Source organism: Kitasatospora sp. NPDC048545 (assembly GCF_040651155.1).
GTDB lineage: Bacteria > Actinomycetota > Actinomycetes > Streptomycetales > Streptomycetaceae > Kitasatospora.
Genome location: NZ_JBEZIQ010000009.1, coordinates 174,987 through 188,903, shown reverse-complemented (window position 1 = coordinate 188,903; position 13,917 = coordinate 174,987). Strand labels below are relative to the sequence as shown.

Below are 13,917 nucleotides of genomic sequence, written 5' to 3'. Positions count from 1 at the left end.
CAAGGGGTCGCCGGGCGGCCGATGTCCGTGCAGTCTGGAGAAGAACCCCGGCCGGCACGGACCGCGAGGCCCACCCGGCCGGGCACGAGCCGAACCGGGGTGCTGCCTGATCATGCACGGACACGAGTGGGACGCGACCGACGCCGCCGACCCGGCACCGGGCGGCACATCGGTGCGTCCGGAGGGGGTACGTCCCGAAGGCCACCGGCTCGTCCCGCTCGCGACGGCCCTCCTCCAGGACGACGGCCTGATCCTGCACTGGAGCGAGGACGCCGAGGCCCTGCTCGGCTACACCAGCGAGGAGGCCGTCGGCAGCTACGCCGCGCAGCTGCTCACCGACGGCGGCGACCGCGCCGAGGTGCTGGCCCTGTTCGAGCGGATCATGGGCGGCACCGGCTGGTCCGGCGTCTTCCCCGTCCGGCACCGCGACGGGCACAAGGTCGACCTGGAGTTCCGCACCTACCCCATCGCCGGACCGACCGGCACCCTGCTGCTCCTCGCCACCGCCTCCGACACCCGCGCCCTGCACGCCGTCGAGGCCGACCTGGCGGTGCTGGACGGCATCTTCGGCCGCTCCCCGATCGGCATGGCCGTCTACGACACCGACCTGCGCTACGTCCGGCTCAACGAGGCGCTCGCCCGGATGAACGGCGTACCGGTCGCCGCTCACCTCGGCCGCCGGATATCCGCCGTCCTGCCGGGCATCAACAGCGCCGAGATCGAGCAGACCATGCGGCTGGTGCTGCGCACCGGCAAGCCCGTCGTGGACGCCCGCTCGCACGGCCGGGTCCCCGGCGACCCCAGACGGGACCGCGCCTGGTCCGCCTCCTACTTCCGGCTGGAGGACTCCACCGGCCGGGTCTTCGGCGTCTGCTCCTCGATCATCGACGTCACCGAGCGCTTCCAGGCCGAGGCCCGCGCCGCCCGGGCCCAGGAACGGCTCGCCACCATCGCCGAGGCCACCGCGCGGATCGGCACCACCCTCGACCTCCAGCGCACCGCCGAGGAACTGATCGAGGCCGTCGTCCCCCGGTTCGCCGACTTCGCCACCGTCGACCTCCTGGAACCGGTGCTGCGCGGTGCCGAGCCCACCCCGATCCCCTCCGACCGCACCGTCACCCTGCGCGCCGTCGCCGTCGGGGAGTCCTACGAGACCGGCCTCGCGAGCGCCGTCGACGTCGTCGGCGAGACCTCCGAGTACGCCCCCGACCGCAGCTACACCCAGTGCCTGCGCAGCGGCAAGCCGCTGCTGCGGGCCAGCGTGGACGAGGAGGTGCTGCGCGGACTGGTCTCCAGCGACGACCGGGTCGCCCCCGGGATGGCGGCGGGCATCCACTCGTACCTGATGGTGCCGATCACCGCCCGGGGCATGGTGCTCGGCGGCTCCGAGTTCATCCGGATGCGTAACCCCGAGCCCTTCACCGCCGCCGACGTCGCCCTCGCCGAGGAACTGGTCGCCCGGACCGCGCTGGCACTCGACAACGCCCGGCTCTACCGGCGCGAGCGGGAGACCGCCCTCACCCTGCAGCGCAGCCTGCTGCCGCAGGAGGTGCACCGCACGCTCGGCCTGGAGATCGCCTACCGCTACCTGCCCAGCAGCGTGGTCAGCGAGGTCGGCGGCGACTGGTTCGACGTGGTGCCGCTGTCGTGCGGGCGGGTCGCCCTGGTGGTCGGTGACGTGATGGGCCACGGCATCCGGGCCGCCGCCACGATGGGCCAGCTGCGCACCGTCGCCCGGACCCTGGCCACCCTCGACATGCCGCCTGAACAGGTCCTCACCCGGCTGGACGAGACCGCCTCCGGCATCGGTGAGGGCCAGTTCGCGACCTGCATCTGCGCGGTCTACGACCCGCTGGAGCGCACCGTCCAGGTCGCCTCGGCCGGGCACCTGCCGCCGGTGCGGGTCTCCCCCGACGGCACCGCCGAGATGGTCGAGGTGCCGCCCGGCGTGCCGCTGGGCGTCGGCGGGGTGGCCTTCGAGTCGATCGAGTTCACCATCCCCGAGGGCGGCACGGTCGCGCTCTACACCGACGGCCTGGTCGAGCGGCGCGGTCAGGACCTGGACACCGGGATCGACCTGCTGGCCGGCACGCTCTCCGGGCCCGGCCGGACGCTGGAGGAGAGCTGCGACGCCGTCCTCGGGGCGCTGGTCACCGACGGCACCGAGGACGACATAGCGATGATCATGGCGCGGGTGCTGCCGCTGCCCGCCGACCGGATCGCCACCCTCCCGCTCAGCGGTGGCGGCAGGCTGCCCGGCAAGGCCCGCCGCTTCACCCGCGCCACCCTGGAGTCCTGGGGGCTGTCCGCGCTCACCGACTACGCCGAACTGCTCGTCAGCGAGCTGGTCACCAACGCCCTGCTGCACGCCGACGCCCCGCGGCGGCTGCGGCTGTTCCGCGACCGGGTGCTCACCCTGGAGGTCTCCGACGCCGGCGGCCAGACCCCGCAGCTGCGCCCGTTCGCCGAGCAGGACGAGGGCGGGCGCGGGATGTTCCTGGTCAGCGAGCTGGCCCAACGCTGGGGCAGCCGGCTCACCCGGGACGGCAAGGTCGTCTGGGCCGAGCTGGAGCTGCCGTTCGGGGCGGGGTAGCCGCCGCGTGACACACGGAAACGGCCGTTCTCCTCGGGAGAACGACCGTTCCTGTCGCGTCGTGTCCGGGCCGGTCCCGGGCGTGTCCTACCGTGCGGCCGGCCGGGTCACACCCGGACCTGCTCCGAGGAGCCGGCCGGCGCCTCCTCCGGAGCGAGCTGCGGCGCCTGCGCGCCGTCCGCCGCCGGCGTCGGCCCGGCGAGCCCGCGCAGCAGGCGCCAGGCCATCACGGACGCGCCGACCAGCAGCGCGGCGGCCAGCAGTCCGGCGGTGTTCATGCCGCCGACGAAGACCTGCTTCGCACTCGCCAGCAGCGGCTGCGCCAGCTCCGGCGACAGCCCCTGCGCCGTCTCGACCGCCGCGCCCAGCGACTCACCGGCCCGGGCCGCGTCCGCCGGGTCCGTCCCGGCCGGGACGGCCAGCCCGTTGGCGTAGATCGAGCCGACCACCGAGCCGACCAGGGCGATGCCGAGCGCGGTGCCCAGCTCGTACGCCGTCTCGGAGACCGCGGAGGCGGCTCCGGCCTTGTCGGCGGGCGCGGCGCCCAGCACCAGGTCGGCGCCGAGCGTGTAGACCACGCCCTCGGCCGTCCCGACCAGCAGGAAGGAGGCGGCCAGCAGCAGGTAGGTGGTGTCCTGCTCCAGCCCGCCCAGTACGCCGACGCCCAGACCCATCACCAGCAGACAGGCCGTCAGCGCCTTCCGGGCGCCGAAGCGCCGGGCCACCCGGGCGGTCAGCAGACCGCCGACCACCGAGCCCGCGAAGGCCGGCAGTTCGGCCAGGCCGGCCTGGAGCGGCTGGTAGCCGCGGACCAGCTGCAGGTACTGCGAGACCACGAAGATCACGCCGGAGAGGCCGACCAGGGAGATCAGCGAGGCCGACACCGCCGCCGTGAACCTCCGGTCGCGGAACAGCCGGACGTCGAGCAGCGGGGTCTCCAGCCGTAGCTGACGGCGCACGAAGGCGGTGAGCGCGGCGGCGCCGAGCACGAAGGTGACCGGCACGTCCCAGCGGACCACGCCGTGCGCGGCGGCCTCCTTGACGGCGTACACCACGCCGATCACCCCGGCCATCGACAGGACGACGCTCAGCACGTCCCAGCGGCCCGGCTTCGGGTCCTTGGACTCCGGCAGCAGCCAGGCGCCGAAGCCCAGCAGCAGGAGCAGCACCGGGATGTTCAGCAGGAAGACCGAACCCCACCAGAAGTGCTCCAGCAGCACCCCGCCGACCACCGGCCCGAGCGCGGCGCCGGCGGTGGCGGCCGCGCCCCAGATGCCGATCGCGGTGGCCCGCTCCCGGTCGTCCGGGAAAAGGCTGCGGATCAGTGACAGGGTGGACGGCATGATCGTCGCCCCGGCGACGCCGAGCAGCGCGCGGGCCAGGATCAGCCAGCCCGCGCTCGGCGCGTAGGCGGCCAGCAGCGAGGCCGCGCCGAAGGCCGTGGCACCGGCCAGCAGGAGCTTCTTGCGGCCGATCCGGTCGCTCAGCGCGCCCATGCTGACCAGCAGGCCGGCCAGGACGAAGGAGTAGGCGTCGCCGATCCAGAGCAGCTGGGTGCCGCTGGGGCGCAGGGTCTCGCTGATCGACGGGATGGCGAGGGAGAGGACGGTCGCGTCCAGGGCGACCACGGTGACGGCCAGGACGAGGACGGCGAGGCCGGTCCAGCGCTGGCGGGCGGTCGGGGAACTCATGGCTTATCGGTGTCCGGTCTGCAGTCGGAGGTGCTGCGGTCCGAGGTGCTGTGGGTGGTGGGGGCGGGGGAGGGGGCGCCCGGTCTGCGCAGCGCGCCGCCGAGGAAGAGCTCGGCGAGCGAGAAGGCCGCGTCGCGCGGGGCGAGCCGGCCGTCCTGGATGGACCAGCCGACGCCGGCCACCAGGTCGAAGAAGGCCTCGCTCAGCCAGGCGGCGCTCAGCTCGATGCGGAACACGCCCTGCTGCTGACCGCGCAGGAACAGCGCGTGCAGCCGGGCGATCTGGAGCTCCCAGAGGTCGTTGATGTCGTCGACGTCGTAGAGCTGGTTCTCTCCGGCCAGGAAGGCGCAGAGCATGGCGTCCGGGACCGAGGCGTCCACCAGGCGGCGCAGTGCCGCCTCGGCGTCGCCCTCCTCGACGTCGGCGGTGTCCAGCGCGGCGGCGAACCGGCGCAGGCCGAGCAGGCCGACCTCGCGGATCAGCGCCTCGCGCCCGGGGAAGAGCCGGTGCAGGGTGGCGCGGCTGATGCCGGCGGCCCGCGCGATCTCGTCCAGGTGGGCGGTCGGGCGGCGGGAGAGCACGCCGACGGCGGCTTCGAGGACGGTGTCGCGGTCGGTGGCCATGAATCGAGTCTAGTTCATCTGAGACATAGATGTCTCATTGTTAAATTCCGAGTCTCAAATGATCCGCAGGGTGACGGGTGTCCGGACAGCAAAAAACCGGGGACGGTGGGTACCGTCCCCGGTCGGGGCAACCGCTGCGGCGCTGCTCGGCTCCGGTGCGCGGCTCAGCTCTGGTTGTAGAAGCCGGTCTCGTCGAGCGGGCGGTCGATCACCATGACCTCGACCTCGGCCGGGGTGAGCAGGAAGACCCGGCGGGCGATCCGCTCGATGCCGCCCCTGGTGCCGAAGATCAGCCCGGAGGCGAAGTCGACCATGCGCTTGGCCTCGGCCTCCGCCATCTCGGTGAGGTCCATGACCACCGGGGTGCTCGCCCGGATGTGCTCGCCGACCGTGCGCGCCGCCTCGAAGCCCGTCGGCCGCAGGGAGACGATCTTCGTGGGTGCGGGGACGGACGGCACCGTCTCCTGATCCACCCACTCGTCGTCGTACACCGCGGCCGGGTAGTTCCCCGAGGGCATCAGCCAGCCGTTGTGGTGCTCGTCGCGAAGTGCTCCCATGCCGCGCCTCCCTGCCTCGTCCCGTCCTGGTCCCCCGGGGTCGCGTGCCCTTTTTGACACGTCATCCACTCGTCGGAACTGTCCGAGTATCGCACTGTTCACCGGTCCCGTGCCCGCTCGCGACCCCCGTACGAGTCGTGCCGTGCCGGAAACCCGGGAGGACCCGGGCAAAGAGAGCAGACGCGGCGCGGCACCGTACGGTTGCGCGCGTAGACCATATCGGTAGCGGTCACCGCGTAATTGACCTTCTGTCAACAATGCGGAAAAGATTTCACCCGGCGCATCACTCCCCGGTCGCGCCGTCCACCGACTCGCGCAGAAGATCGGCGTGCCCGTTGTGTCGCGCGTACTCCTCGACCATGTGGGCGAGGATCCAGCGGAGCGTCACTTCCTGCCCGTGGCGCAGCCGCTTGCCGACGGTGTCGAGCGGCAGACCGGAGGCCGCGCCGCGGGCGGCGTCGATCTCGGCGCGCCAGGTCGCGAAGTCGGCCGCGACGTCGGCGGTGTCGACGTTGTCGAAGTCGCCGTCCGGCTCGGCCTCGGTCCAGAAGTGGCCCGCGACCTCCCCGCCGAGCAGGACGCTCCGGAACCAGTACCGCTCCACCTCGGCCATGTGCCGGACCAGGCCGAGCAGCGAGAGCCCGGACGGCGGGACGGAGCGCAGGCGCAGCTGGTCGTCGGTCAGCCCCTCGCACTTGAGCGCCAGGGTGGTGCGGTGGTAGTCGAGGAAGGCGGTGAGGGTGGCGGCCTCGTCGGCGGCCATCGGCGGGTCCACCCGCGGGTTCTGTCCGGTCATGCGGGCCATCCTGGTGCCCGGCGCCGCGCGGGCGCGAACGATTTGTTCGCCGGGGCGGGCCGCTCGGAGGGGCGGCGGTGCGGCGGTACGGGCCGGGACGGCCGGCGGAGTGCTCAGACCGCCGTCGCCCGGCGACGGGCCCGGGCCGCCCGCCAGAGCCCTGCCACGCTGCCCAGGCCCAGCAGCGCGATCAGGCCGGCCGACAGCAGGAACGCCGCCGACCCGGGCTTGCCCGAGCTGGCCGCCGCCGTCACGTACACCGCGGTGGTCGGCACCGCGCCGACCGCGGTGGCGAGGACGAAGGGCAGCGCGCGGGTCCCGGAGAAGGCGGCGCCGTAGTTGACCGCCTGGAACGGCATGCCGGGCAGCAGCCGCATCACCAGCACGCTGCGGAACCCCTGCTCGGTGAAACGCCGGTCCAGGGCGCCGAGCACCTTCCCGCGCAGGTACGGGCGCAGCGCGTCCCGGCCGAGGCCGCGGCCGAGCCCGAAGGCCAGGGCGGCGCCCAGCGTGGTGCCGAGCACCGCCAGCGCGACGCCCTGCTGGATGCCGAGCAGCAGCCCGGCCGCCGCGTTCAAGGCCGGCCGGGGCACGAAGGCGAGCGTCGCCACCGCGTAGACCAGGGCGAACAGCGGCCCGAACCAGTACCCGGGCATCCGGTCCGCTAGCCCGCCGGAGAGCAGCTCCGTCGGGCTCCACAGCAGCAGCGACCCGGCCGCCGCGCCGAGCAGCACGATCAGCAGCGACAGTCGCCACCAGGGCGAACGCGGCGCGGCGGGGGGTGCGGGGGCGGCATCGGGCTCGGACACCTGCCCGAGCCTAACCGGGAGCGGGTGCTACCGGGCCGCCGGGGCGACGTCGGTGTACCAGGCCTGGTTGCCGCTCCCGTTGAGCGGCCACTGGATCACCGGCGTCCCGTCCTCCGGGCTTCCGCCGTACAGGTCGAGCCGGAGGCCGCTGTTCACGTTCGCGTAGACGTGGGGGTGGCCGGGGCCCTGGTTGGAGTCGAACCAGCCCTGGTTGGAGCCGCCGTTGCAGGTCCACTGGTCGATCCGGGTGCCGCCGGCGGTGCTGAACCCGGGGACCTCCAGGCACTTGCCGCTGTGGACGTTGACGATCGTCGAGCCCGGCCCGCTGGTCCACTGCTGGTTGGCGCCGCCGGTGCAGGTCAACAGGCGGACGGGGGCGCCGTCGTCGGTGCGCCAGTCGGCGACCTCCAGGCACTTCCTGGCATCGAGGGCCACGATCGCCCGCGGGATGTCGTCGGAGCCGGGCACGGTCACGTCGGCGTCGGCCGGGGCGGCCGGCGCGAGCGCGAGGAGGCCGGCCGCGGCGAGGGCGCCGGCGACGGTTCGGAGGCGGGTTCGGTCGGGTACGGCGGTCATGCGTTCCCCCCTGGGAATGGTGAGCGGGTGCCCGTCGGCGGACGGACGTCCGGTGGCGGGCCCGGTGGCGGACGGGCGGTTCAGCGCGGCCCGGCGAGGAACGCCAGCAGGCGTTGCCAGGAGTCGCGGGCCGCGACGGAGTGTTCGACTGCGGACAGTTCGAAAAAGTTGTGCGGCGCGCCCGGATAGGTGACGAACTCGTGCGGACAGCCGGCCTCGGTGAGCGCCGCGTCGAAGGCGTCGACGGCGGCGGGCGGGATGTGTTCGTCGGCGCCGCCCCAGAAGGCGAGGACCGGGGCGGTGAGGCCCGCCGCGAGCTGGGTCGGCCCCGGGGCGCCGTTGACGGCGTCGGGGTAGCCGTAGTAGCCGACCGCGCCGGACAGGCCGAAGCGGGGTGCGGCGGCGCGGAAGGCCTGGCGGCCGCCGAAGCAGAAGCCGAGCGCGACCACGTCGGACGGCCCGGCGGCGCGCAGCCGTTCCAGGGCGGCGGTGAGGTCGGCGTCCAGCCCGTCCGGGGTGAGCGCGAGCAGGTGGGGGAGCAGGTTCGGCAGCTCGCCGAATTCCGGTGGGCGGTTCTCCGGGTCGGCTCCGGCGGTCCGGCCGTAATAGTCCGGGACGAGGGCGGGATGCCCCTGTTCGGCGAGTCGGACGGCCGTCCGCCGGTAGAAGGGGGAGAGCCCCTTGTTGTCCGGCAGGACGAGGACGCCGACGCCGGTGGCGACCTCCGGCCGGGCCAGGAACGCGCCGAATCCGGTGCCGTCGGCCGAGGTCACGGTGAGCGGTACGGCCTCGGCCAGGGGCTGCCGGGCGGGGGAGAAGGCGGGTGGGGCGGCATCCGGGTCGTAGCACATGGGAATCCCTCTCGCGGATCGCGAAAAACCGCCGGGCGCGGCTGCGCCCGACGGTCGGAGACATTAGCGGGGAATTCCCTGAAGAATTCCCGATCATATCGTGGAGAGATCTTTTCCGGAAGGCTTTTTCGATTCCGGTGCGGTCACGGTTGCGCCGGTGGAATTCCGTTCGGCCAGACGCAGCGCCCCGGCGCTCAGCACCAGCGCGAAGGCGAGCGCGGTGACCAGGCCGAACGAGACGGTCAGCGAGGTGGCCTGGGCGAGGGCGCCGATGACTGCGGGGGCGATCAGGCCGGAGGTGTAGGTGACGGTGGCGACGCCCGCGATGGCCTGGCTGGCGTTGCTGCCGATCCGGCCGGCGGCCGCGAAGGCGAGCGGGACGATGACCGCGATGCCGATGCCGATCAGTGCGAAGCCGGGGATGGCCTGCGCCGGGCTGTCCGCGGCGACCACCAGCAGGCCGCCGAGGGTGGCGACGGCACCGCCGATCCGGGTGGTGCGGACGGCGCCGAGGCGGCGGATCGCGGCGTCCCCGGCGAGGCGGCTGACCGCCATGGTGAGCGAGAAGGCGGTGTAGGAGGCGGCGGCGAAGGTGGCCGAGGCGCCGGTGACGTCCCGCAGGTAGATGCCGCTCCAGTCCATCGAGGCGCCCTCGGCGAAGACCGCACAGAAGCCGACCAGCCCGATCACCAGGGAGCTGCGCGGCGGCAATGCGAACCGCGGAGGCTCCTCCGCGCCCTCGTGGGCCCGCAGGTCGGGCAGGCCGCGGCAGACCGGCTGGGCGAGGGCCAGCAGGACCAGCGCGGTGACGGCCAGCTGCAGCCGGGCGTCGAGGTCGAGGTGGGCGGCGAGGATGCCGAAGCCGGAGGCCAGCAGGCCGCCGGCGCTCCACATCCCGTGCAGGCCGGACATGATCGAGCGGCCGAGCCGTTCCTCGATCTCCACGCCCTGCGCGTTCATCGCGACGTCCGCCATCCCGGCCGTCGCCCCGTAGGCCAGGAGCGCCACGCACAGCACCGGCAGGGAGGGGGCGAGCGCGGGCAGGGCGAGGGCCAGGCACCAGAGCGAGATCAGGCCGCGGACCGCCGCCCGTCCGCCGTGGCGGTGGACGAAGCGGCCGGCCAGCGGCATGGCGAGCGAGGAGCCGATGGCGGGCATGACCAGGGCCAGCCCGAGCTGTCCGGTGGAGAGGTCGAGGCGCTCCTGGATCCACGGGATGCGGGTGACGAAGCTGCCGCTGACGGCGCCGTGCACGCCGAAGACCAGGGCGATGCTCGCCCGGGCCCGGCGTGGGGCGGTCAGCGGTTCCGGGGGTGGTGCGGTGGTGTGGTTCATCGGCGTTTCCCTCCCGGTCGCGCGAGGCGGGCGCGACAGTGCCCTGTGGGTGCCCCTGTCGGCAGTCAAGCGCAGGTGTGTCCGGTCCGTGCGGTGCCTGCGGCGGGTGGTGCGTGTGGTCCGTTCGCCCGGTCCGGGCCTCGTGGTCCGGGCCTCGTGGTCCGGTCGGACGGTTCGGTCGGACGGTTCAATAAACTATCAGGAAGGGACCCTGATAGAAACACTCTGGAAGGATGAGCTGCCATGACCACCGCGCGTACGGCCACGCCGAGCACCGCCCGGGCGATCAACGACCGGCTGGCGCTCAACCTCCTGCTCGAACAGGGCCCCCTGACCGCGACCGAGCTGCGCGACCTCACCGGCCTCTCCCGGCCGACCGTCGCCGACCTGCTCGAACGCCTCCAACGCACCGGCCTGGTGGCCGTCATCGGCGAACGCGGCGAACAGCGGCGCGGCCCCAACGCCCGGGTCTACGGACTGGTCGCCTCCCGCGCGCACATCGCCGCCTTCGACGTCCGCTCCGGCGGCGTCAGCCTGGTCGTCGCCGACCTCGCCGGGCACACCCTCGCCACCGCCGAGGTCCCGGTCGAGGGCGACGGCGGACCCGACACCGCCGCGGCCATCACCGCCACGCTGCTGGAGACCGCCCGCGGCGCCGGCGTCGAACGGCTGCACACCGTCGCCGTCGGCGCCCCCGGACTGGTCGACCCCGCCACCGGACGGCTGCAGAGCACCGGCAAGCTCCCCGGATGGCACGCCGAACTCCTCGCCGCCCTGGAGGAGTTGCCCGGCACCGAGGTGATCCTGGAGAACGAGGTCAACCTGGCCGGGCGGGCCGAGCACCGGGTCGGCGCCGCACGCGACCGCGACACCTTCGTGCTGCTGTGGCTCGGCCACAGCGTCGGCGCCGCCGTCATCCTGGACGGGCGGCTGCGCCGCGGCTTCTCCGGCGGCACCGGCGAGATCTGCTTCCTGCCCGTCCCCGGCACCGTCGGACTGCCCAGCGCCGACAGCTGCGAGGGCGGCTTCCACGGTCTGGTCGGCAGCGCGGCGGTCTGCACGCTGGCCCGCGAGCACGGCCTGCCCGCCGACCCCGCCGGGGACGCCCCCGCCGCCGAGGCCGCCGTCCGGGCGGCCGTCGACGCGGGCGACGCGGGCGGACGCTTCCTGGACGAGCTGGCCGAACGGATCGCCGTCGGCGCGGCGAGCGTCTGCGTCGTGCTCGACCCCGGCTGCGTGGTGCTCGGCGGCGAGGTCGGCCGGGCCGGCGGCGCCGGGCTGGCCGGGCGGGTGGAGCGCCGGCTCGCCCGGCTCTCCCCGCTGAGCACCGAGGTGCGGGCCGGCACCGCGGGCGGCGGCGCGGTGCTCGCCGGGGCGGTGCTGACCGCCGGGGACGCGGTCCGGCGGGACCTCTTCGGCGAACCCTAGTGTCCGTCCTCGAACCCCCGTCGTCCGCCCGGAGGGCGGGCGGGGCGGCGTTGGGGTGCGTGCATCGCAAGGCGTAGGAGGGAGTCCATGCGGAGCATCGGCGACCGACGACAACGCGGCGAGGTGCGTGCCCGGGGGGTGCCTCCCGGCCGAAGGCTGGGGGAGCGTCGCCCCGCAGACGCGGGTTTGACGACGAACCCCGGGGTCCGTCCTCGAACCCGCGGCAGCCCTCGCTTTCCCCTCGCCGTGCCCGGTACGGCAGGATGGCCGCCGGGGGTGCGCACTGCCGAGACCCTTGTCCCTCGAACCACCGTCAGGAGTCGCTCATGGGCAAGCCCGAGGTGCCGGCGAACCCGTACCGCATCGGCGAGGCCGCGGCGCTGCTCGGCGTCAGCGCCGACACCATGCGGCGCTGGGTGGACGCCGGGCGGCTCGCCGCCGCGCGGGACGAGCACGGGCACCGGATCATCCCCGGAACCGAGCTCGCCGCCTTCGCCCGCGAGCTGGCGCGGCCGGAGAACGCCGAGGCCGAGGGCCGCCCGTCCTCGGCCCGCAACCGCTTCCCGGGGATCGTCACCGACGTGCTGCTCGGCGACGTTGCCGCGCAGGTGGAGATCCAGGCCGGGCCGTTCCGGGTGGTGTCGCTGATCAGCCGGGAGTCGGCGGAGGAGCTGAACCTGGTCCCCGGCGCACCCGCCACGGCGGTCATCAAGTCCACCAACGTGATGATCGAGCGGCGCTGACGCCCCACCGACCAGAGGAACCCATGAGCACCGACCGCAGCCCCCGGGTGCTGGCCGTCGCCCACCGCGGCGACCCGTACCGCCACCGCGAGAACACCCTGCCCTCCGTCGAGTCCGCGCTCGCCGCCGGCGCCGACGCCGTCGAGGTGGACGTCCAGCTCACCCGCGACAAGGTGCCGGTCCTGCTGCACGACCGCACCCTGGAACGGCTCTGGGGAGACCCGCGCCCGATCGACCGGGTCACCGCCGAGCAGCTGGAGGAGCTGCGGCAGGGCCCGCTCGCCGTCCCCACGCTCGCCGAGGCGATCAAGGCGGTCACCGCCGTCGAGGGCCGTCGGCTGCTGATCGACCTGGACGAGCCCGGGCCGGCAGCCGCCACTTGGTCCGTGGTCACCGGACTCGGCGCCGAACGGCAGGTCGCCTTCTGCGGGCCCGTCACCGCGATGCTCGCCGTGCGCGCGCTGACCCCGGACGCCGAGATCGCGCTCACCTGGAAGCAGCCCAGGATGCCCGTCCGCAGCCTGTTGGACGACCTGCGCCCGCGCTACCTCAACCCGCCGTTCGGCCTGGTCACCCCCGAGTTCACCGCCGCCGCCGCGGACGCCGGACTCGCCGTCTCCACCTGGACCGCCGACCTGCGCCGCACCATGCGCCGCCTGCGCGACACCGGCGTCGCCTCCATCACCACCAACCGGATCGCCCTGCTGCGCGCGGTGCTGGACGGCCGCCGGTGACGGCTCCGGAGCCCGTACTGGGGCGGCGGGCGCTGGGCCGGGCCCTGCTGGCCCGTCAGCACCTGCTCGCCCGCACCGACCTGACGGCCACCGCGACGATCCACCACCTCGGCGGCCTCCAGGCCCAGGCCGCACCGCAGCCGCCCTACCTCGGGCTGCTCGCCCGGCTCGACGGCTTCACGCCCGAGCGGCTGAGCACCCTGATCGAGCAGCGGGCGGCGGTCCGGATCGCCCTCCAGCGCGGCACCATCCACCTGGTCACCGCCGAGGACTGCCTGACGCTGCGCCCCCTGCTCCAGCCCGTCCTGGACCAGGCGCTGCGCACCACCTACGGCAAACGGCTGACCGGGCTGGACCTGGACGCGCTCGCCGCCGAGGCCCGGGAGCTGGTCGAGGAGCAGCCGCGCACCTTCCAGCAGCTGGGCGTGTTGCTCGCCGCGACCCGCCCGGACCGAGACCCGGCCGCACTCGCCCAGGCGGCCCGCTGCCTGCTGCCGCTGGTGCAGGTGCCGCCGCGCGGCCTGTGGGGGCGCGGCGGGCCGGCCGCGCACACCACCGCAGAGTCCTGGCTCGGCCGCCCGCTCGACCCGGCGCCCGCCGTCGAGGACCTGGTGCTGCGCTACCTCGCCGCCTTCGGGCCGGCCACCGCGGCCGACCTCAAGAAGTGGTCCGGCCTCGGCGGGCTCGCCCCGGTGGTGCGGCGGCTCGCGCCGCGACTGCTGACCTTCCGCGACGAGCAGGGCCGAGTGCTGTACGACCTGCCGCAGGCGCCCCGGCCGGAGGAGGACACCCCGGCACCGGTGCGGCTGGTCGCGCCGTTCGACAACCTGCTGCTCTCGCACGCGGACCGGACCAGGGTGCTGCCGGAGGAGTACCGCGCGCGGGTGATGACGCAGAACGGGATCGTGCTCGGCACCCTGCTGGTGGACGGGCTGGTCGCCGGGTCCTGGCAGCTGACGGCGGAGCAGGAGGTCGTCCTGCGGCCCTTCGCGGCGCTGCGGCGGGCCGACCGGCAGGCGGCGGAGGCCGAGGCGGAGCGGGTGCTGGCCTTCGCGGCCGAGCGCGGCGGCGGCGGGGGCCACGGCGACGGGGGCGGGGGCCGGAACGGCGGCGGGACGGTCCGCTTCGAGGCGGTCGAGTAGGGGCACGACGGGCGGACCGTCACATTCTCTGCTGAGCTG

Annotated in this window: 13 protein-coding genes; 5 read left to right on the top strand and 8 right to left on the bottom strand. The window is 74.4% G+C overall.

Features of this window, described 5'->3' with window-relative positions:
* Positions 1 to 112: 112 nt before the first annotated feature.
* Entirely contained in the window at positions 113 to 2,593 is a 2,481-nt protein-coding gene (locus tag AB0D10_RS11830; RefSeq protein ID WP_360254512.1) for a SpoIIE family protein phosphatase, read from the top strand.
* 107 nt (positions 2,594 to 2,700) lie between these two features.
* Here the strand turns inward: AB0D10_RS11830 and AB0D10_RS11825 are convergent, their stop codons facing one another.
* The 8 genes from AB0D10_RS11825 to AB0D10_RS11790 form a co-directional block, all read right to left on the bottom strand.
* Positions 2,701 to 4,284, bottom strand: a complete 1,584-nt coding sequence (locus tag AB0D10_RS11825; RefSeq protein ID WP_360254510.1) for an MFS transporter — start codon at positions 4,282 to 4,284, stop codon at positions 2,701 to 2,703.
* Complete coding sequence (locus tag AB0D10_RS11820) at positions 4,281 to 4,907, bottom strand: TetR/AcrR family transcriptional regulator (protein ID WP_360254508.1); 627 nt, start codon at positions 4,905 to 4,907, stop codon at positions 4,281 to 4,283. The genes AB0D10_RS11825 and AB0D10_RS11820 overlap by 4 nt, the downstream gene beginning before the upstream one ends.
* Positions 4,908 to 5,071: 164 nt before the next feature.
* Positions 5,072 to 5,464 (bottom strand): cell division protein SepF, encoded by a 393-nt coding sequence (locus AB0D10_RS11815; RefSeq protein ID WP_360254506.1) that lies wholly within the window; start codon positions 5,462 to 5,464, stop codon positions 5,072 to 5,074.
* A 283-nt stretch (positions 5,465 to 5,747) separates the two neighbouring features.
* Positions 5,748 to 6,260, bottom strand: a complete 513-nt coding sequence (locus tag AB0D10_RS11810) for a DinB family protein (RefSeq protein WP_360254504.1) — start codon at positions 6,258 to 6,260, stop codon at positions 5,748 to 5,750.
* A gap of 113 nt (positions 6,261 to 6,373) precedes the next feature.
* The gene (locus tag AB0D10_RS11805; protein WP_360254502.1) at positions 6,374 to 7,069 is read right to left on the bottom strand and encodes a VTT domain-containing protein; all 696 of its coding nucleotides are present in this window, start codon (positions 7,067 to 7,069) and stop codon (positions 6,374 to 6,376) included.
* Between the two features lie 27 nt (positions 7,070 to 7,096).
* Positions 7,097 to 7,645 (bottom strand): RICIN domain-containing protein, encoded by a 549-nt coding sequence (locus AB0D10_RS11800; protein WP_360254500.1) that lies wholly within the window; start codon positions 7,643 to 7,645, stop codon positions 7,097 to 7,099.
* Positions 7,646 to 7,725: 80 nt separating this feature from the next.
* The gene (locus AB0D10_RS11795) at positions 7,726 to 8,496 is read right to left on the bottom strand and encodes a dienelactone hydrolase family protein (RefSeq protein ID WP_360254498.1); all 771 of its coding nucleotides are present in this window, start codon (positions 8,494 to 8,496) and stop codon (positions 7,726 to 7,728) included.
* A 93-nt stretch (positions 8,497 to 8,589) separates the two neighbouring features.
* Positions 8,590 to 9,831 (bottom strand): MFS transporter, encoded by a 1,242-nt coding sequence (locus AB0D10_RS11790; protein ID WP_360254496.1) that lies wholly within the window; start codon positions 9,829 to 9,831, stop codon positions 8,590 to 8,592.
* 243 nt (positions 9,832 to 10,074) lie between these two features.
* On the opposite strand from AB0D10_RS11790, the gene AB0D10_RS11785 reads away from it, so the two are divergent.
* The 4 genes from AB0D10_RS11785 to AB0D10_RS11770 all read left to right on the top strand — a co-directional run bounded on the left by AB0D10_RS11785 (position 10,075) and on the right by AB0D10_RS11770 (position 13,878).
* Complete coding sequence (locus AB0D10_RS11785) at positions 10,075 to 11,259, top strand: ROK family transcriptional regulator (RefSeq protein WP_360254494.1); 1,185 nt, start codon at positions 10,075 to 10,077, stop codon at positions 11,257 to 11,259.
* Between the two features lie 326 nt (positions 11,260 to 11,585).
* The gene (locus tag AB0D10_RS11780) at positions 11,586 to 12,002 is read left to right on the top strand and encodes a helix-turn-helix transcriptional regulator (RefSeq protein WP_360254492.1); all 417 of its coding nucleotides are present in this window, start codon (positions 11,586 to 11,588) and stop codon (positions 12,000 to 12,002) included.
* Positions 12,003 to 12,025: 23 nt separating this feature from the next.
* Positions 12,026 to 12,736, top strand: a complete 711-nt coding sequence (locus AB0D10_RS11775; protein ID WP_360254490.1) for a glycerophosphodiester phosphodiesterase — start codon at positions 12,026 to 12,028, stop codon at positions 12,734 to 12,736.
* Positions 12,733 to 13,878, top strand: coding sequence for a winged helix DNA-binding domain-containing protein (locus AB0D10_RS11770; RefSeq protein WP_360254488.1), 1,146 nt, complete (start codon positions 12,733 to 12,735; stop codon positions 13,876 to 13,878). Before AB0D10_RS11775 ends, AB0D10_RS11770 begins: the two co-directional genes overlap by 4 nt.
* The last annotated feature ends 39 nt before the right edge of the window (positions 13,879 to 13,917 follow it).

Coding starts and splice junctions, on each gene's coding strand:
- AB0D10_RS11830 (WP_360254512.1), top strand. CDS start 113: ATGCACGGACACGAGTGGGACGCGACCGACGCCGCCGACCCGGCACCG.
- AB0D10_RS11825 (WP_360254510.1), bottom strand. CDS start 4,284: ATGAGTTCCCCGACCGCCCGCCAGCGCTGGACCGGCCTCGCCGTCCTC.
- AB0D10_RS11820 (WP_360254508.1), bottom strand. CDS start 4,907: ATGGCCACCGACCGCGACACCGTCCTCGAAGCCGCCGTCGGCGTGCTC.
- AB0D10_RS11815 (WP_360254506.1), bottom strand. CDS start 5,464: ATGGGAGCACTTCGCGACGAGCACCACAACGGCTGGCTGATGCCCTCG.
- AB0D10_RS11810 (WP_360254504.1), bottom strand. CDS start 6,260: ATGACCGGACAGAACCCGCGGGTGGACCCGCCGATGGCCGCCGACGAG.
- AB0D10_RS11800 (WP_360254500.1), bottom strand. CDS start 7,645: ATGACCGCCGTACCCGACCGAACCCGCCTCCGAACCGTCGCCGGCGCC.
- AB0D10_RS11795 (WP_360254498.1), bottom strand. CDS start 8,496: ATGTGCTACGACCCGGATGCCGCCCCACCCGCCTTCTCCCCCGCCCGG.
- AB0D10_RS11790 (WP_360254496.1), bottom strand. CDS start 9,831: ATGAACCACACCACCGCACCACCCCCGGAACCGCTGACCGCCCCACGC.
- AB0D10_RS11785 (WP_360254494.1), top strand. CDS start 10,075: ATGACCACCGCGCGTACGGCCACGCCGAGCACCGCCCGGGCGATCAAC.
- AB0D10_RS11780 (WP_360254492.1), top strand. CDS start 11,586: ATGGGCAAGCCCGAGGTGCCGGCGAACCCGTACCGCATCGGCGAGGCC.
- AB0D10_RS11775 (WP_360254490.1), top strand. CDS start 12,026: ATGAGCACCGACCGCAGCCCCCGGGTGCTGGCCGTCGCCCACCGCGGC.